The organism is Shewanella sp. MMG014 (assembly GCF_018100775.1).
Classification (GTDB): domain Bacteria; phylum Pseudomonadota; class Gammaproteobacteria; order Enterobacterales; family Shewanellaceae; genus Shewanella; species Shewanella japonica.
Genome location: NZ_JAGJDZ010000008.1, coordinates 32,291 through 50,787, shown reverse-complemented (window position 1 = coordinate 50,787; position 18,497 = coordinate 32,291). Strand labels below are relative to the sequence as shown.

Genomic DNA, 18,497 nt, shown 5'->3' with positions numbered 1-18,497 from the left:
GTGTTAGCTTAATGATTAAAAAGTTCGGTTAACCACGTTTAATTCTTTCGCTTACCCGGGCTTCACTATGCGCTTCTAACCAATATTTTTGTAAGGTTTCATTTTGCATACCTGTTGCAGAATCACCTAAACTCCATGCGCCTTTCCAGATACCATCTGCAATTAAATGTACTACTGCACTTTCGATTGCTGATGCTACACATAAACTGACAGGTTCGTTAGACGTGTAACCCGCTTCTGCTTCCAGCAATTCTTGCGCATCGATAAATTTAAAAACCCCTGCGGTGATTTCTTTTGAAATAACCGATTTAGTTGTAGTCACACTACTTAATAATCTACCCGTTCGAATATCAACTGCTCTTAGGTTAACGGTAATGCTATCAACACGATATTGGCCTGATGCTCCTATACCCAAGTAGCGCGCACCTGCACCACCTGTTTTAATATTGGTATCATAAGCCACAATACCGCCTTCCATTAAAACTTGTGCACTATTCAGTTGAGGTAACTTGCTTGCATCGCCTTTGAGTCCTGCTCTAACAATTTTTCGCTCTGTTAACAGGTTTTGTAGCCCTTCACGTTCAACTGGAATAAACCACGAAGAATCATTAAGAGATTGAGCTAGAAAAGCGGTCCCCGATTGCGGTACAGCAGTCGAAAAGTTACTGGATGGAATCGGCTTATATTGCCCAGTTTGATCACGAAAATCATAAACTGCCGCAACCATCGCACCTTGTGGAAAAGGTAAGCTAATTAAATCGTAATAAGTTTCACTTTTCGGCATTAAACTGGTTGTTGCATCAATATTCTCGAACTCTTCATCCACTGATGAACAAGCTGATAGCATAACCACAAGAGCCGATATAATAATCTTGTTCATATTAGCCTCCGGTACCAGTATCAACGATACCGCCGACTTCAATGATGGTTGTTTCGCCTGTTAAAATATCCGTGATGTGAACAATCAATGCGCCATCTTCATTCACAACGTTTATTTCAAAGTCATCTGTTAACAAGTAGCCTTCGCCACCATTTGCGGCGTCATTAAATAACTGTGACATTAACCGAGACTCTAAAGAACTGGCTAAACGCTCTAATGCCGTGGGCGGCGTATATCCTGAACCAGAGCTACTTTGATGATCATTTTGCGCTGCAGCATTTGCTAATAAGTATGAGCCGTTTAAATAACTACCACCAAAAGCGGGGTTAACAGGCTGATATATCAATTGAGTTGCTAAACACTCAACTGAAAATAATAATAAAATTGAGCTAAATAGTATTTTTTTCATTTTGGCGTTCCCTGCTTAGAATTCGTCAGGAGCAAGGTCAGGATCTAAAAGAGCCCCTAACACTGCTTGTTCATTTTGTTTTATTACCGCGGTATTCACTCTTTTAGCGGCATAATTAACTTGTTGTTCCAAATTTCGACTAATAGGCGAAATAAAAGTGACAAAGATTGTTTTTCGATTTTGTTGGATTAAAATTTTACTACCACTTCGCGCGGTAGCTTGCTCAATAACCGTAATTCCCGAATGCTTAGTCGCACCGCCAATATCCCGATAAGCACTCACAAATTCACGATAAAACTGATGCCCTATTCGTGTCATTGCTCTATTAAGGATCAAGCCCTCAATCAAGTCCGATTCACGTTTAGGTTTGGCATCACTGACAACGACTGTTTCGGTGTTTGATTTTTTTAAAGAGTTTTCTTGCGCAACAGACGCTTTAGATTCTGGGACAACTTCATCAGAAGCGGGTTTAATCTCAGGATTTGTTAACCCTGAGGTTTCAGATATCGCTTCCAATTTCTTATCTTCAGCCGCACTTACCTGGTTTGCAGTAAACACAAACGCACAAGCTAAACACAATAGAATCGGAAGCGTTATCTTCACACTCTCACCTCATGCATATGAGTTTGGGCCCACGCAATGGCTTGGCCACGGCTAGATACCCCAATTTTGCGAAATGCGCGGTATAAATGAGTTTTAATCGTTGATTCACTCACAAATAATTGGTTTGCGATATCAAGATTAGTGCTACCGGTCAATAAAGCTTGTAATACTTCTCTTTCTCGAATGGTAAGGTGTTCGCTTTCATCTTCATTCTCAAAGCCCATTAATGATTTATGTAAATCATTTGGAATAACACTTCTTCCTTTAAGGATCTCATTAAAGCCGCTACTAATTTCAGCTAAATCTGCATCGGTATAAAATGCGCCAGAAGTAGTTGCTGGATGAATTAAAAATTTAGCGTCAACCTGTTTAGGAAAATTGATAAAGACGGTTTTGACAACATAGTGCTCTCTCTCAATGAGCCTTTGTAATTGATAAGCTTGTTGTAAATCGATGGTGGCTAAATCAAAAACCACAAGAGAGATTTGCTGTTCAGACAGCTGCGAGCTCATCGTCGCAGGGGTTGCTTTCGCTAGTTTGACCAAGAACTCTTGTGGCCAACGACAATCAAGTAAATCAACAAGTAACCGCGAACGTGAAACAATCATCCAATTGATAACTTTAAACATCACTTACACTCCATGTGATTAAACAAACAAAGTAACTTACATCTGATACTGTACCTGTATCATTAAAGCCAGATTAGCAAGCTAATCTGGCTTTAACAATTAGCCTAAAGGGTGTTTAAAATCCCTTTTGTATACTTTAGTACTACATACCTTGAGTAACAGTTGCCATGTTGTTTGAACCCACTTGAGTCACAACTGCACTGTTGCCCATGTCAGTTTGAGTAACTAAGGTAGTATTCATGCTTCCATTGGCATAAACATCAGCAAAATGATCTGAACCTGTTTGCAAGATATCGATATCATTGCCAGAACCAAGCCATGACTCACCAATCGCTTCGTTCATATCACCTGTTTGTACGATATCGACCATTGAACCATTACTTGAACCGTCAGCATATGCACTGTTATCGTTACCAGTTTGAGTAATATTAACGGTATTATTGCTACCCCATGTTCCAGCACCATATCCTGTGCCATAGAAACTTGAAGAATTAGCGTTATCCGTTACAGAATTCCCATTACCAGTTTGAGTGATAGTAATAGTGTTATCTGCGTTATAACCAGTTTTTGCACCAGCATAGTTGTCTGCGCCAGTTTGGTAAACATTAATATCATTTGAAACACTAGAACCAGTTTGGCTAACTAAAGCCGTGTTAGAGTCACCACTTTGCATAACGATTGCAGTATCATCAGTACCCGCTTGATCAACTGTGGCAGAGTTCCCCATACCAGCTGCTGAACCACTTTGAGTAACTGTTGCAGAGTTACCAGAGTTACTTTGAGTTACATTTGCCATTTGATCATAATCAGATTGCGTTACAGTGGCAGTTTGACTAAATCCTGATTGAGCGACCATTGCTTGGCCATTCTCACCGTCCTGAGTTACAGTCGCTAAGCCACTATCACCCGTTTGATCAACATCTGCCATATTATTTAAATTAGATTGAGTAACATATGCTTGGTTGTCGTTACCCATTTGCATTACATTTGCATCGTTAGATAAACCAGTTTGAGTCGTATTTGCTATATTGTTGTCACCTTCTTGACTAACAGCAGCAACAGTATCATCAGAACTAGCTATATAACCAAAGTTCAATGTCGTTTGACTAACAACTGATTGGTTACCAGTACCATTTTGATCAATCGAAGCAACTGCACCATCTGAAGATTCTTGGATAATTGAAGCATTATTCAAAGGTCCACCTGCTTGAGTAATTGTGGCATCTGCATAATCAGACCAATGGTTATAAATGTCTGCAATATCACCTGAACCATTTTGATTAATTGTAGAGTTAGCTGCATCCCCATTATCCTGTAAAATATTAGCGTTATTGTTATCGCCATTTTGATTTACAAGTGAGGCCGCATTTGCACCATTATTGAAGCGCTGTTCGATAGCAGCTACGTTTTCATTACCAGTTGTGCTGATAATACCTGTCGCAGACTGTGTATCATCATGCTGAAAAATACTACCTTGGTTTAGATTACCTGTTTGAGTAATAGAGCCCATTGTTTCAGAAGTATCTTCTTGTGTTACTGACGCGGTATTCGTATCACCTGATTGAGTAATAAATGCATCATTATTTTCGCTGTTCAAAACTTGAGTAACAGTGGCACCATTGCCATTACCGGTTTGATCAACGGTTGCTTCATTATCAGAACTTGCATATGCACTGCTTGACGCTAAAATCGCAGCTGACACTAATATTGCTAATTTAGAATGTTTCATTATCGTATTTCCCTTTACTGTGTATTATTAATTAATTTAATCAAGGTTAATTACTGCAACATTGCTGAGTTACCTCAACGTGTTGCGAATTACCCCACTGGAGTACACCTACTGCATTCCCAGATCCGTACTGCTGGATCTCGATTGAATTCTCGTAACCACTTTGTTGTATTAAAGCTACGTTTCCTGTTCCTGTTTGCATCACATCTAAAAGTAGGTTTTCACCCTGCTGAGCAGATAAAACGACATTTCCAACACCGACTTGCAATATTTCAGCTTCTACATTGGCACCAAATTGCGATGCCAAGACATAATGTTGTGAACCTTGCTGGTCAATATTTATCGTATTTGTGAAACCGTTTTGAAATGTTCTAGATTGATTATCTACACCAGATTGATTTAAATTTAATGAGTTATCGCTACCATCCTGAACAGCTCGAGCAATATTGGTCCCACTTGCGAGTTCATCAAAATCACTTAAATCTGACTGACTGAAACTAGGAAAAGAAGCTAGACATACAGCAACAGATAACATCCCTGCTATTGTTTTAACGCGATGTAATTGTTCACGCTTGAATAAGTCCATGCTTCCTGCCCTTCACTTTGTAAAAGAGTTATTCCCTTTACATTTCCAGTGAATTTAGTATTACTCGATATAATGTGTTCTGAATCCACCCCGAGTATTAAAGGAACTTAGACCAATAGACTAAAATGTATCCTAACCCCCACTTTTGTACTATATGGAATTATCAAACTACACGAACTAAGACATTGATAAGTAATTAAAATATTAAAAAGCGCCATTAAAATGACATATAACGAAAGGTTGAGCTGCAAAGCAGGAATGGAAAACAAGATTAAGTATTGGACAAACAAGATTGACTAAAATGGATTACGAATTTGAGCAGAATAAACTTGATTTATACTCATCACACAAGTGATAAATACAGTGTCCAGATAAGCAAAATTACACTGACTGTTTGCCAAAACTTTACAGGGTTTCGCTCAATAAAAGGAATGCTTGTTCTAGGCTTAGCCTTTGCTGGCGTGGTTAAAGCGTGAATAAATTCATTCGTATCAACAAAACGAAATGAAGGCTCTATAGACAAGGCTTTTTCTAATGCGGTATCCATCCACTCCGGAACCATAGGGTTTGTTTTGAAAACAGGTACATAATTTAGCTTTAAGAAGTCGCTGCGCTGATGGCATTTTGCCAACTGACCTTTAAAAGGTTGCTCACCTGCTAACATTTCATACGCTATCACAGCAAATGAAAACAAGTCAGCACGCCCGTCAGCTTGATACCCTAAAATCACTTCAGGTGATGTGTAATCTGCAGTGCCAAGAATTTGATCGCGTTTTAGCGGCGTTGTTATTTCGGCAATACCTTTAATATGGCAAGCGCCGAAATCAATTATTTTCACCACCCCTTCACGAGTAATAAAAATATTATCTGGCTTTAAATCTTGATGTAATGTTTCTTTACGATGAAACGCGCGAATGCCTGTTTCAATTTGTTTGAGTAATTGTAATACATCTTCAACTGGACCTCGTTGATGTTGTGCCATCCAGTCAGCCAAACTTAAGCCTTCTAAATATTCTGTTAAATAATAGAGCGCCGACTTATTAAGGTGGTGATCAACGACTTTAACTACATGTTGACTATTGATTCGGTGGCCAATCCAGCTCTCAAGCATAAATCTCTCTATATATGCACCATCATCAATATAATTAACTGATGGAGTTTTCATACAACGTACTTCGCCTTGACTATTTTTGACAACATACACCTGGCTGCGCTGACTTTGGTGAATCACTTTTATAATTTCGTAATCATCTAAACGCATTCCTACTTCCATTGGAGGCGGAAAAGGACGGCTAGCAAGCTTGTGATAAACATCGTCTATCGCTTGAGTGGGTAATTGTGAAACTGAAATTAATTGAGCACTAAGGTTGTCTTTACTATCAAACTTGAAAGCTTTGTCAGTGAGTTGCTGACAGAAGTGCTCGCAAGCTTGATCTGAGATCGTGATATTATTTTCTTGAAATACAGCTAACATCTTTTTTAATTCATGATCAGTCAACACATCATGAATACCATCAGTTGTTAGTAAATATAAGTCACCAACCTCGACATTCAGCTGCTTATAATCAACCTCAAGGTTTACATCCATACCTAAAGCTCGGGTTAAATAGCTTGTATATTCATTTACTGATGTGCTGTGATCTCGGGTTATTTTAACTAATTCGCCTTGCCTGAATCGGTATATTCTAGAGTCTCCAGCATGCAACATGTGCGCAGAACAAGACTTAAATACCAAAGCACTAAAAGTGCAAACATAGCCTTTACGAGCATCTCTATAGTCTTGACCAAGACCATACAACCAACGGTTAAGTGCAGTTAATACTCGTGTACTTGACGTTAAAACACTCCAAGACTCGGGTGTTGAGTAGTAATCAGCGATGAAGTTAGATACGCTAATAGCCGATGCTTTCGCACCACCTTCAGCCGCACTCACCCCATCGCTGATAACACTCACAATACCTTTAGTGGTTAACATTAATCCGGTTGGAATTTTTATACCGATTGCGTCTTCATTTTCTGATTTTCGGCCTTTATCTGAATATTGCCCCGCATGCACTTCAAGAGCACCCGATATTGGTAATTGTTCTTGCTTATTGTTCGACAAAGTTAAACCAGTGTCTGATGATGACAATATAATGTCTTGTTCAACGTCGGTTTCTTTATCATGTCCTTTGTTAGTGACATGACTCAATGCTTGGTTTTTTAGATGTGATTGCATAAAACCCTTTAAACACCAACACCGTATCGCTCTAGTGATACGGTGTTAGTGATTGAGATAAATAAAAATCTAATTAACACTAATTAGTGTGACTTCACCTTTTTCATTCACCTCAGCCATATGACCTTTGGGCTCTGTCATAAAGAATAATGTGATGAAACCAATCACAGCGCTAATAGCAATAACGTAAAAGAATACAGAGGTTGAAACCATTGAGTAAACCGTTAAGAAAAACACCGCCCCAACATTACCATAAGCTCCTGTCATACCAGCAATTTGTCCAGTTAAACGACGCTTAATTAATGGCACGGCAGCAAATACTGCCCCTTCACCACCTTGAACAAAGAATGAACATGCCATAACCACAACAACAGCAAGCGGTAATGCCCAACTACCGTCTATTTGGCCTACCGCAAAGTATCCAACAGCCAAACCAGCGGTTAAAATGAGTAAGGTATTCTTACGTCCGAATTTATCACTTAACCAGCCACCACCAGGTCGAGACATTAGATTCATAAAGGCATAACTTGAAGCAACCATACCAGCTTGCGCCATGCCTAAGCCGAATGTTTCAGCAAAAAATAACGGCAGCATTGATACAACGGCTAACTCAGAGCCAAAAGTGGTGAAATACAGCACATTTAATACGGCCACTTGTTTAAAAGGATACCGCTCAAACTCTGGCACCTCGTTAACAAAAATATCTTTGTTAACTTGATAAGTTTGATAAATGTCCACCAGTAATATAAGTACTAAACCAGCATAAATTAACTGGGTTGTTTGCTCTGCTAACATACTCACGCCAGCAGGCGACAATTTCCATGCTAACAAGGCTAACGTAGCGTACATAGGAAGCTTCATAAATATCAATAAAGCAAAATCCCCTTTACTGGTGACTTCTAATCCACCTGCTTTTTTGGGTTTAAAATAAGTCGACCCCTTTGGTGTATCGGTGACATTAAAATAGTAAACAAATGCAAAAATTAAGCTTATTAACCCTGTTAAGCCAATCGCGTATCGCCATCCGTCTTCGCCCCCAAAAAAGATGGCTAATCCAGGTAAAGTAAATGCTGCTGCAGCTGAACCAAAATTACCCCAGCCGCCATAAATGCCTTCTGCTGTACCTAACTCTTTCGCTGGAAACCACTCACTGACGATGCGAATACCAATCACAAAACCAGCACCAATAAAGCCAATTAAAAAGCGCGCTAATGCCAACTGTTCAAATGAATTAGCCACTGCAAACATAAAACAAGGTATAGAACAAACACCTAAAAGCACAGAATAAGTTAACCTTGGGCCATACTTATCTGTCACCATTCCAATAATAATCCGTGCAGGAATGGTTAATGCAACGTTCAAAATCAACAAGGTTTTAATCTGTGATTTAGTTAATCCCAAACTATCAGCAATAACACTTAACAAGGGTGCCGCATTAAACCAAACCACAAAGGTAATAAAAAATGCAATCCAGCTTAAATGCAGCGTTTTCATCTTCCCCGAAAACGACAATAAATTAAATTTCTCAGAACTCATACGACATGTCCCTATGACTTAGCCAAAACCAATACTTGGCCAGCTTCCTTTTTAATTTCGTAAGGTGAAGCAACAAGTGCTTCATCTTCTAAACACACACCTGTCTCTAGGCTGTAATGTTGCTTATATAATGGCGATGCAACACAAAGCACTCCTTCCATATCGCAAATTAACCCACGGGCAAGTAGACTTATCCCAGTTGCAGGATCAACATTATCAATAGCATATAAACCATGCTTACCTAAATCAAAAATGGCAACTGCTTTGCCAGCAACCCAAGCTGCTACACCTGTTCCTTGAGGCAAAGTTGACTCATTACATACCGTTACCCAACTCATACTAGTTCCTCCACAGCTTCTTGCTCATTTTGTTCAGCAGTAATATCTTTAATCGCAATATTGCCAGCGCCAGATGATGCTGTATCGACTGGGAATCGTTGTTCGCGCACACGATGATATAGATGAGTTTCTCCCTCAGGTTTAGCTTCTGGGTTAACAAACTCATTGAAGCGAGCCAAAAACTCCGGTTTTTCAAGACTTGTTTTCCATTCACATTGATAGGCATCAACAACTCGACTCATTTGAGCATCTAATTCACTAGCAATCCCTAAACTGTCTTCAATTACTACTGATTGTAGATACTCAAGACCACCTTCTAGTGACTCCATCCACACTGAAGTACGCTGTAACTTGTCTGCTGTTTTAATATAGAACATCAATACTCTATCGATATATTGTATTAGTGTAGGCGTATCTAAATCAGTGGCAAATAAGTCACCATGACGAGGTCGCATGCCGCCGTTACCAGCCACATATAAGTTCCAGCCTTTATCAGTGGCTATCACACCTATATCTTTACTTTGCGCCTCTGCACACTCGCGAGTACACCCCGACACAGCAAACTTAATTTTGTGCGGACTACGTAACCCTTTGTAGCGATTTTCTAAATCAATGGCTGTTCCAACAGAATCTTGTACGCCATATCGACACCAAGTGCTACCCACACAAGATTTAACCGTACGAAGTGACTTACCGTAGGCATGACCAGTTTCAAAACCTGCTTCAATCAACTTCTGCCAAATGACTGGTAACTCTGATAATTTAGCACCGAACAAATCGATACGTTGTCCGCCGGTAATTTTGGTATATAAATCGTGCTCTTTGGCCACCGCACCAATCGCAATTAAGCCATCTGGAGTAATTTCACCACCTGCAATACGAGGCACCACTGAATAGGTGCCATCTTTTTGCAAGTTACCTAAATAAGCATCATTAGTATCTTGTAATTGCACATGACTGCTGTCTTGGTTAAGCACATATTTGTTTTGTAGCGAAGCAAAAATGGAAGCTGCAGCGGGTTTACAAAGATCACAACCAAATGTTGATGCTTCACCTGTTGCTGAGCGTTTACCGTGCTTAGAAATTAACGTATCAAAATCTTCAATACCTTCTACCTGGCACAAGTGATATAGAGATTGTCTATCATGCTCAAAATGGTTGCAAATGCCAGTATTACACTCAACACCTTCTGCAATAAGCGCTTCATCCATGACTTGCTTCACAAGTGCAGAACAACCTCCACAACCTGAAGCAGCTCGGGTACAAGACTTAATTTCTGCAATTGTGTGATTGCCTTCTTTTACAGAACTCACAATGTCCGCTTTTGTGACTTGGTGACATGAACAGATAATTGAAGTGTCTTTCAAATCTGCAGCTGACTCTTCACCTGTCATTAATAAATCAACGGCATTACCTTCAATTCCATCCTGAGATAAATAACAATCAAGCAAACGGTTATAGTCACTATTGTCACCAACTAACACAGCTCCTTTTAAGAATTTACCCGTTTCATCTAACCAAAGCTTTTTATAAATGCCCGATTGGTTGTCCGATAATTCCACAAACTGGGCATTTTCAAAGCCACGGCTTTCACCGATTGCAGCAACGTCGACACCAAGTAATTTGAGCTTGGTACTCATGTCTGCACCAGTAAAGGCAGTTGATGATGTTGCCGTATCAGTTAAGCTAGCCACGAGACTTGCTACTGCTACACGTGCCATTTGATATCCAGGTGCCACTAAACCAAAAATGCGGTTTTGCCATAATGCACATTCACCAATAGCGTAAACATCTGCTGCTGAAGTCAAACAATTATCGTCGATTGTGATACCGCCACGTTCTCCCATTTGCAATCCACTTGAACGAGCAAGCGCATCTTGAGGACGGATACCCGCAGAGAAAACAATCATGTCAGTTTCAAGAAAACTGTCATCATTAAAAGTCATACGATGCATCGCTGACTCGCCATCAATAATAGCGGTAGTGGCTTTTGAGGTATGAACGGTAACCCCTAGATCATTGATTTTACTCTTTAATAAATCACCCGCTTTATCATTTAACTGAACAGGCATTAATTGTGGGGCAAATTCAACAACATGAGTCTGCACACCAAGTGCCATCAAAGCATTAGCAGCTTCAAGGCCTAGCAGGCCACCACCGACGACGACACCCACTTTAGATTGACTAGCCGCAGCTTCAATATCTTGCAAATCTTCAATGGTACGGTAAACAACACAACGTTCTCTGTCATTACCATTAATGGGTGGAACAAAAGGATAAGAGCCTGTGGCTAACACTAAGCTGTCATAATGACTCGTGACACCATCTTCGGTGGTAATGCTTTTAGATTGTGTATCTAATTCAGTTATTCGGGTATCAAGGTGCAGCTTGATACCCCAATCTAGATAATCTTGCGCACTTGTTAACATCAGCTCATCAGCGCTGCCTGTTTCAAAGTATTTAGATAGTTGCACTCTGTCATAAGCTGGGCGTGGTTCTTCACCAAAAACCTCAACATCAAACTGCTTTTGAAGGCCTTGACTGCATAATTGCTCGATAAAATGGTGCCCGACCATACCGTTACCGATCACAACCAACTTAGGTTTTTTGTTGACCGTTGTCGGTGAATTCGACGTTCCTGTAGAATTAGCCATCGTTGGCTCCTTTTTTATTTTTGAAATCAAAAAACAAAAAGGCGCCGATCTCCGCAAGCAGAGATGGCGCCATTGCCTTTATTCCAATTTTTAAATTAAAACTTTATATACTTTGTTATTCTCATTGACTCTAAAACGGATGATAGTAAAGACGCCATTGCCTGCTATATCGTTTATCACGTTTTAAGTCATTCGAGCGTTAACGAATGCGTTTGAGTTAATTTCGGTATTATTCATTTATGATTATGTGTTGCATTGACTATGCCAATTACAATGTAAATATAAGTACATAAAAACAAAGGATTATATTTACAAAAGACTTACCAACACTAGGCTTTGCTGTTCGCACCATGGGCACACGCACCAATTTGATGCACACGCTTTGCTTCAAGTTGTTGCGCCGCTAAAATGATTTCATTGGCCATTTCAGCAAAACTGATCGACTTGTCCATAGCTTGTTTCTGAATCATTTTATGTGCTTGAGCCTCTGTCACTCCCTGACGTTGTAATAATGATTTAGCCCTTGATACACGTTTTAAGTCAGTGCACTTTTCATCTAACTCTTTGACTTTCTCAAGCATAGTTGAAGCACTATTAAAGCGAATTTTAGCCAAGCCAACTAATGACTTTAATCGTTTAGGTGTCAGTTTTTCTGGTACAAATGTCACTCGCCCACACTGTAATAAACTCTTTAATAATTCTTCATCCCATGCGTACGCATTAACAATAATTGGCAGTGCCGTTACCATTAATAAACGCTCAATGAATACCTGTTGCAGTGGCGTCAAAGACTCAGTAAAAAACACCAAACAAAGAGCATTGCCTTTTATAATTTGGCGCTCTAACTGACTCAAAGAACTTGCTTCCATACACGGGTCGATACTACTCAACTCCGACATACAATCGATAAACACGTTTTCATTAGTAAATGAAGGATCACGATATACTAAGTTAACCACGACTAAGTCCTCACTTCACGCTGCTTACTTTGATACTCTCTTGATGAAGAGTGATCGTATGCAGTTTCACAAATAGGATTAAAATCTGAATTACCAGAGATAAATTCTTGTTGAATATCATTTTGTTGTTCGTCAGCCCAGTCAACTTGATTACTACACGTTAACTGTTGATTATTAATGCTATTTTCAGACGTATCAAATTGGTGAGCATTATGAATAGATAGCTTATTTAATTGAGTGACATTATTTCTACATAACCAACTTTTACTTGCGTATGCTAAGGCTGTGTCAATTGCTAAATTCGGTGTTGATAGCATTTTCACTAATGCGACAGTCGCAGTAATACTGGCCATAGCTTGTTGTAATTGCCCATCAGTAAGTTCGCTTTCAGCAATATCTTCCCCGTGCCAAAGTTGTGCAAGCAAATAAGCTGGCAAGTCCGACTGCCCTACTTTAGCGCCAACAAATGCTTCAAGCTGAGTAGGAAGATCAACATGGTTCAATTCAAGTGTTTGCTTATCGCCATTTGCACCAAATCTAAGCAATCTTACACTTGTACTCACTCTTGGATTGATTTCTGTTTCACCTTGTAACCCCTTAAAAATCGCAATGTCGGCGTGTTGCTTTGCTAAAGTATCGCCAGCTTGCTGCTCTGCTAGTAACATTGCGACTTGTTGGTGCTGCTCATCTAAACCTGGGTGAAAATAACTACGTAAACTGAATGGTGCATTGGTAGGATTGATACAGCGAACTGACATTTGAATTAAACTACGTAGACCTAACTCCTGGTGCAAGCGGCGACAATCATTGAGTACAGGAACGATATCGGCAGAATTGACATAAATAATCCCTGTTTTTGCTAAATTAACTTTAGCTTGCTCTGCGGTAAAACACCGTGGAATGTCTAACGCCGAAATAAAAGACTCTACATGTCTTCGGTGAGGAAGAGACTGGCTGTCACCATGTAAAATAATCGTTTGGCCTTTGCGCGCGATGGTTTTAGCGGCTAATAATAACCATGGTAATTGCTCTCGCTTTCCAGCATATACCGGCCAATCTATGTCCGTATTAAGATCTTGCCATTCTTTGCCAACAAGCTGCTTTAGCCCAGAAGCAACGCCTGCAAGCTCTTCAACTGACTCACCTCTGACTCGCATTAGCATCATTGCAGCTGCCATTTGAGCAGATGATAGTTCCCCATTAGCGAAAGCCCTAATGAGATGAGATGCTTCGGCAAAATTTAAACTTCGGCTACCTTTCACGCCTTTGCCTAATGCTTTAACCAGCTTGCGGTTATCAAAGTCATCAGCATCAAGCTGTGTTTTTGAATGTTGTTCAACCATTGACGACCTCGGCCATTGATGTCGTACTGACATCAGCAAGTAAAGCAGCTAGCTCTTGCCCAACAGCAACCACTTCACCAATAATAATCAGTGTCGGGCCAGAGTCTTTAATTGTTTCAGCTTGTTCTGCCATCGTTGAGACATTGGCATAAGTCACTAATTGATTGGGTCTGCCGCCATTTGTGATAAAAGCAACGGGTAAATCAGCTGGCGCATCCACAGCGAGTAGCCCAGCTGAAATAGCCTTGGCCTGCTCTTTACCCATATAAAATACCAGTGTCGACTCAGCTGCGAGTAATGCTTTCCAATGTGTGGGGGCTTGGTCAAACTTAGTTCCCGTCACTAAAGTCACTGAACGTGCCGTTCCTCGAAAAGTAAGCGGAATACCCGTATTCGATGCGCAACCTAATGCCGCTGTTACTCCCGGTGTAAATCGGCTTATCAGGCCATTTTTTGCTAAAAATAGCGACTCTTCAGCACCGCGACCAAAGATATGCGGATCGCCTCCTTTTAGACGAACAACTTTTTTTCCTTGAAAGGCTAATTTGGCCAACAAGGAGTTAATATCATCTTGCTTATAACTAGGTTGGCCACAACGTTTTCCGACAAAGTGTCGTTCACAATCAACTGAAACGAGCGATAAAATATCACTGCTTACTAGGCTGTCGTAAACTAATGCGTCAGCTTGAGAAATAATTCTAGCGGCTTTAATGGTCAACAAATCAAGTTGGCCACAACCTGCGCCAACAATCTCAACCTCACCAGCAACTAACTCGCTGCTAGTAACTTTAGAAGGATTACTCCCAGCAACACTATGGTTCACTAATTGACTGATTGAATGACTCATCACGCCACCTCCTCTTGAGTTGATTTAGATTGTTTTTTATTTTTTACTGCCACAGTCTCTATAGCCATATCTTCAAGACCAAGTAGCCAAATATCACTTGCACATTGCACCACTTCACTATGGCAACTGCCGCATTGCTTGCCACAACCCAATTCTGACTGTGTCTGTTCAAGCGCTTGTTCAAAATCACCTTGGTTCAATATCGCTTCATTACCACTTGTTCGATGAGCAAACACCAAATTATCTAACGCTTGCAGCATCGAATCCTGAATTTTGGCCTCTGTGACACCAGTACATGCACAAATAAGCGGACTGTTACCAGCTTTAATCAGTTGATGTAATCGGTTCATTAGCCCTGTATCTACTGTTTCACCGATAAGAAGATGCATCGGCTCAAGGGCGACTTCAACTTGCTGCTTACTTAGCAATTTAAGCGACACTAATTGGCCCAGATTCATATTGCACTGCACATGAATAACTTGCTTATTCAGTAAGCTCACCGTCCATTTTAAAGAGTAACTAGTAGACTGAAAATTAAAGCCTTTCTCCGCATCATCAAAAGCGATGTGATAACACTCACCCGCTGACAAACTTTGCTGAACATTCCAACATGTGCCGGTAAATAACGGGTCATGCTCGCCAAAGATAACCCCTTGTAATGCCAGCTCTACTTTAGTAACGGTTGTTGCTTGGCATTTAAAGCCAGGTTGCTTCGATATTGGGTCTAACTGACTATTTAGTGCTTGATTCACTCCTTTACCAAGGGAGAACTGCGAAGACCAATGCATTGACATGAAAGCCATATCGGGAGATTGATTGTCGTCGGCAACAACCCTTGCCGTAGCTTGAACACTCGATGTGCTTTGATCGCAACTTGCTAAATCACGCTCAGCATCAGGTGTTGCAAAACACACTAAATCGCCTTCATTTAAATCAAGCTGTTGAATTTTGATTGGATGTAACGCGACAAATGGCTCAGGAATACTCGCCCTAAGGCTGGCAATGTGGCCAGTGCGAGTCATGGTATGCCACTGATCTCGACTGCGGCCACTATTGAGCAATACTTGATGTTGACCGACACTCGACTCTGACTTGAGCGGCTGTGTTGCAATAAACTGCGCTTTAGTAGAAGGCGTTGAAAAAAGCCCATCTTGATATAATCGACGCTCAGTTTGTCCAAGCATTGCGGCACTTGTTACTGGCCATTGAGTTGGCGCTAATCCGTCGTACTCAGCATCAGTTAATTCACTCATGCCAGAGATATCAAATTGCTTTTCAGGAAATTGTGCTTTTACTGCTTTTGAAAGCTGAGCAAACTCTTTAAACACAGCCGCACTGTTTGAGAATGTAAATGCTGCGCTATACCCCATTCGTTTTGCGACTTCAGCGAGTGCCCACCAATCAGGTTTTGCATTGCCTTTAACGGGTATAAAGCCACGTTGACGACTGATAACACGTTCGCTGTTAGTGACAGTGCCACACTTTTCTGACCAACCTAAAGCAGGTAATAATATGTCGGCCTGTTTTGCTGTTGCGGCATCTTGGGTGATATCTGATACCACCACAAATGGGCAAGCATCAAGTGCCTGCTGTACTTTGGCAGTGTTCGGTAATGAAACTAACGGGTTTGTTCCCATGATCCATACGGCTTTAATTTTGCCATCAGCCATCGCATCAAATAATTCAACTGCAGTTAACCCTTTATCTTTAGCAATGGATTCGGTTTGCCATACATCTGCTAATAACTGTCGTTCAGGAGCAGAGAATCCCATATGGCAAGCAAGCTGTGTGGCAAGTCCACCGACTTCTCGCCCGCCCATCGCATTAGGCTGACCAGTTAAAGAAAAGAAACCACAGCCAACTTTACCAATATGACCAAGCGCGAGATGGCAATTGATGATTGCATTCGTCGAATCGGTACCTGAAGTAGACTGATTCACTCCCTGACAACTGGCAGTAATGACTTTCTCATGGGCAATAAATAACTGATAAAATTGGGTTAATTCGCTTACCGTTAAGCCTAAAGACGATGCAAGCTGGTCAGTTTTAACAAGATCAGTTTGTGAAGATAGGGTGTGAAGTACATCATCAAAACCTTCTGTGTGCTCATCAATGTACGTCTTATCTTGAGCCTCATTTTCAGAAATAAATTGCAATAAACCATTAAACAACAGACTGTCAGTGCCAGGCGTAATTTGTAAATGAAAATCTGCTTGAGCCGAAGTGGCCGTTTTAGCTGGGTCAACCACAATGATTTTTGTACCAGATTGCTCGCGCGCTTTAATCATTCGTTGAAATAAAACAGGGTGAGTCCAAGCGCTATTCGCCCCAACTAACACAATAACATCCGCTTGCTCAAAATCGTCATAACAGCCCGGCACAACATCTTCACCAAAGGCACGCATATGCCCACTCACTGCAGATGACATACATAAACGTGAATTGGTATCTACATTGGCTGTACCAATAAAGCCTTTAGCAAGCTTGTTTGCAACGTAATAGTCTTCAGTTAGCAACTGACCTGATAAATAAAAAGCCACAGAGTCTGGCCCGAACTCAGCAATTGTCTTTGTAAAAGTGTCTGCAATTGTTGTTAACGCCACATCCCAGTCAATTGGCTTACCTGACTTACGTTTGGGATAACGCAGTGTATTAGGCTGAACCAAGCTTTCTAGTAACCGTTCGCCTTTAGCACATAACTGTCCTTTATTAGCTGGATGTTGCAGATCACCCTCAAGGTTATACATGGGTGCACTTGCTTTTGAGTTTTTCTGCTCATCGTTAACATGCGGCGTTACCTCTGCAAGAGGCGAAACACTAACACCACAGCCTATTCCACAATAAGCACAACTTGTTTGGATACTAGACCGGATATGAGACATGCAACTTCCTTTTACTGACAAAATTCTATGTCAATAACATCGCAAAAGTTGTGCCAATAGCCAAAGTGATGATTTTAAAGATGTTTTAAATTTGAGGGTAAGGTTTCAATCAAAAACTGTTCTAGATAAGTGCATTATTTTGCACCAATTAAGCGCAAACCATTGAAAACACAGCAATTTAAATACCTCTTTAGGGGTAGTTTAATTATAAGTCACTGAACATGCAGTGGGTTTTTGATATACAAATATCAGTCAATTTAAGGCGCTTGAATCAAAGCAAAAAAAAGCACCGTCATTAACGGTGCTTTATTCATCAGTTGTTACACAGTTCAACTAGCTCAATTACTGAGCAGAACGACCATCATCATGACAACTATCACAAGTTGGTACGTCACCCACATTCATATCATGTGGCGCGTGACAATCGGCACACATTAACATGCCGTCATGCGGTGCATGATTATCATCCATTTCAGCTAATGTGCCATGACAGCTTTGACACTGTTCAAACTCATACTCACCATCAGCAGATGGTTCACCATCAGCGTGACAGCTTTCACAGCCACCCATTTCGGCATGGAAATCAGCTAAGTTTTCATCTGACGCAAACGCGTTTGTTGACAATGTCAGTACAGCTAAAGCTGCTGCAAACAAAGCCACAAGAATTTTATTGCTCACTATAATACCCTCCATTTGTGATAATAAAGAAAACGATCATCAATTAGCTTTCTTAGTTATCGGTTATCAGCACGACATTTTGACTCAATATTTTGGCTCAATACTTTGACTCTACAATAAACTTAGCTAACACTGCTTAATTTAGCAACAGTAAATACAACTACCCAAGCCTAACATTGAACCTTCTCCCTTAACATGCGTCACGC

At 40.6% G+C, this 18,497-nt stretch carries 15 protein-coding genes; all 15 read right to left on the bottom strand.

What is annotated here, in order from left to right; translation table 11 throughout:
* Positions 1–28: 28 nt before the first annotated feature.
* Entirely contained in the window at positions 29–880 is an 852-nt protein-coding gene (locus J8L86_RS13645) for a CsgG/HfaB family protein (RefSeq protein ID WP_055024384.1), read from the bottom strand.
* A 1-nt stretch (position 881) separates the two neighbouring features.
* The gene (locus J8L86_RS13640; RefSeq protein WP_055024383.1) at positions 882–1,289 is read right to left on the bottom strand and encodes a curli assembly protein CsgF; all 408 of its coding nucleotides are present in this window, start codon (positions 1,287–1,289) and stop codon (positions 882–884) included.
* Between the two features lie 15 nt (positions 1,290–1,304).
* Positions 1,305–1,892, bottom strand: a complete 588-nt coding sequence (locus J8L86_RS13635; RefSeq protein WP_231919042.1) for a curli production assembly/transport protein CsgE — start codon at positions 1,890–1,892, stop codon at positions 1,305–1,307.
* The gene (locus J8L86_RS13630) at positions 1,889–2,521 is read right to left on the bottom strand and encodes a LuxR C-terminal-related transcriptional regulator (protein ID WP_055024382.1); all 633 of its coding nucleotides are present in this window, start codon (positions 2,519–2,521) and stop codon (positions 1,889–1,891) included. Before J8L86_RS13630 ends, J8L86_RS13635 begins: the two co-directional genes overlap by 4 nt.
* A 142-nt stretch (positions 2,522–2,663) precedes the next feature.
* Entirely contained in the window at positions 2,664–4,250 is a 1,587-nt protein-coding gene (locus J8L86_RS13625; RefSeq protein ID WP_065108306.1) for a hypothetical protein, read from the bottom strand.
* A 46-nt stretch (positions 4,251–4,296) separates the two neighbouring features.
* Positions 4,297–4,836, bottom strand: coding sequence for a hypothetical protein (locus J8L86_RS13620; RefSeq protein WP_055024380.1), 540 nt, complete (start codon positions 4,834–4,836; stop codon positions 4,297–4,299).
* Positions 4,837–5,179: 343 nt separating this feature from the next.
* The gene (locus J8L86_RS13615) at positions 5,180–7,054 is read right to left on the bottom strand and encodes a bifunctional protein-serine/threonine kinase/phosphatase (protein WP_211030816.1); all 1,875 of its coding nucleotides are present in this window, start codon (positions 7,052–7,054) and stop codon (positions 5,180–5,182) included.
* A gap of 69 nt (positions 7,055–7,123) precedes the next feature.
* Positions 7,124–8,590, bottom strand: a complete 1,467-nt coding sequence (locus tag J8L86_RS13610; protein WP_055024379.1) for a NarK family nitrate/nitrite MFS transporter — start codon at positions 8,588–8,590, stop codon at positions 7,124–7,126.
* Positions 8,591–8,601: 11 nt separating this feature from the next.
* Complete coding sequence (nirD, locus tag J8L86_RS13605) at positions 8,602–8,928, bottom strand: nitrite reductase small subunit NirD (RefSeq protein WP_065108307.1); 327 nt, start codon at positions 8,926–8,928, stop codon at positions 8,602–8,604.
* Positions 8,925–11,582 carry a nitrite reductase large subunit NirB gene (nirB, locus tag J8L86_RS13600; protein ID WP_211030815.1) on the bottom strand — a complete coding sequence of 886 codons (2,658 nt, stop codon included), beginning with the start codon at positions 11,580–11,582 and terminating at the stop codon, positions 8,925–8,927. Before nirB ends, nirD begins: the two co-directional genes overlap by 4 nt.
* Positions 11,583–11,911: 329 nt before the next feature.
* On the bottom strand, positions 11,912–12,541 hold the full coding sequence (locus J8L86_RS21320; RefSeq protein ID WP_055024376.1) for an ANTAR domain-containing protein: 630 nt from the start codon (positions 12,539–12,541) through the stop codon (positions 11,912–11,914).
* A gap of 2 nt (positions 12,542–12,543) precedes the next feature.
* Positions 12,544–13,884, bottom strand: coding sequence for a glycosyl transferase (locus J8L86_RS13590; RefSeq protein WP_211030814.1), 1,341 nt, complete (start codon positions 13,882–13,884; stop codon positions 12,544–12,546).
* On the bottom strand, positions 13,877–14,731 hold the full coding sequence (gene cobA, locus J8L86_RS13585; protein ID WP_211030813.1) for a uroporphyrinogen-III C-methyltransferase: 855 nt from the start codon (positions 14,729–14,731) through the stop codon (positions 13,877–13,879). The genes J8L86_RS13590 and cobA overlap by 8 nt, the downstream gene beginning before the upstream one ends.
* Positions 14,731–17,613 (bottom strand): nitrate reductase, encoded by a 2,883-nt coding sequence (locus J8L86_RS13580; protein WP_211030812.1) that lies wholly within the window; start codon positions 17,611–17,613, stop codon positions 14,731–14,733. The genes cobA and J8L86_RS13580 overlap by 1 nt, the downstream gene beginning before the upstream one ends.
* A gap of 342 nt (positions 17,614–17,955) precedes the next feature.
* Entirely contained in the window at positions 17,956–18,291 is a 336-nt protein-coding gene (locus tag J8L86_RS13575) for a cytochrome c3 family protein (protein ID WP_055026312.1), read from the bottom strand.
* Positions 18,292–18,497: the final 206 nt, after the last annotated feature.

Coding starts and splice junctions, on each gene's coding strand:
- J8L86_RS13645 (WP_055024384.1), bottom strand. CDS start 880: ATGAACAAGATTATTATATCGGCTCTTGTGGTTATGCTATCAGCTTGT.
- J8L86_RS13640 (WP_055024383.1), bottom strand. CDS start 1,289: ATGAAAAAAATACTATTTAGCTCAATTTTATTATTATTTTCAGTTGAG.
- J8L86_RS13630 (WP_055024382.1), bottom strand. CDS start 2,521: ATGTTTAAAGTTATCAATTGGATGATTGTTTCACGTTCGCGGTTACTT.
- J8L86_RS13625 (WP_065108306.1), bottom strand. CDS start 4,250: ATGAAACATTCTAAATTAGCAATATTAGTGTCAGCTGCGATTTTAGCG.
- J8L86_RS13620 (WP_055024380.1), bottom strand. CDS start 4,836: ATGGACTTATTCAAGCGTGAACAATTACATCGCGTTAAAACAATAGCA.
- J8L86_RS13615 (WP_211030816.1), bottom strand. CDS start 7,054: ATGCAATCACATCTAAAAAACCAAGCATTGAGTCATGTCACTAACAAA.
- J8L86_RS13610 (WP_055024379.1), bottom strand. CDS start 8,590: ATGAGTTCTGAGAAATTTAATTTATTGTCGTTTTCGGGGAAGATGAAA.
- nirD (WP_065108307.1), bottom strand. CDS start 8,928: ATGAGTTGGGTAACGGTATGTAATGAGTCAACTTTGCCTCAAGGAACA.
- nirB (WP_211030815.1), bottom strand. CDS start 11,582: ATGGCTAATTCTACAGGAACGTCGAATTCACCGACAACGGTCAACAAA.
- J8L86_RS13590 (WP_211030814.1), bottom strand. CDS start 13,884: ATGGTTGAACAACATTCAAAAACACAGCTTGATGCTGATGACTTTGAT.
- cobA (WP_211030813.1), bottom strand. CDS start 14,731: ATGAGTCATTCAATCAGTCAATTAGTGAACCATAGTGTTGCTGGGAGT.
- J8L86_RS13580 (WP_211030812.1), bottom strand. CDS start 17,613: ATGTCTCATATCCGGTCTAGTATCCAAACAAGTTGTGCTTATTGTGGA.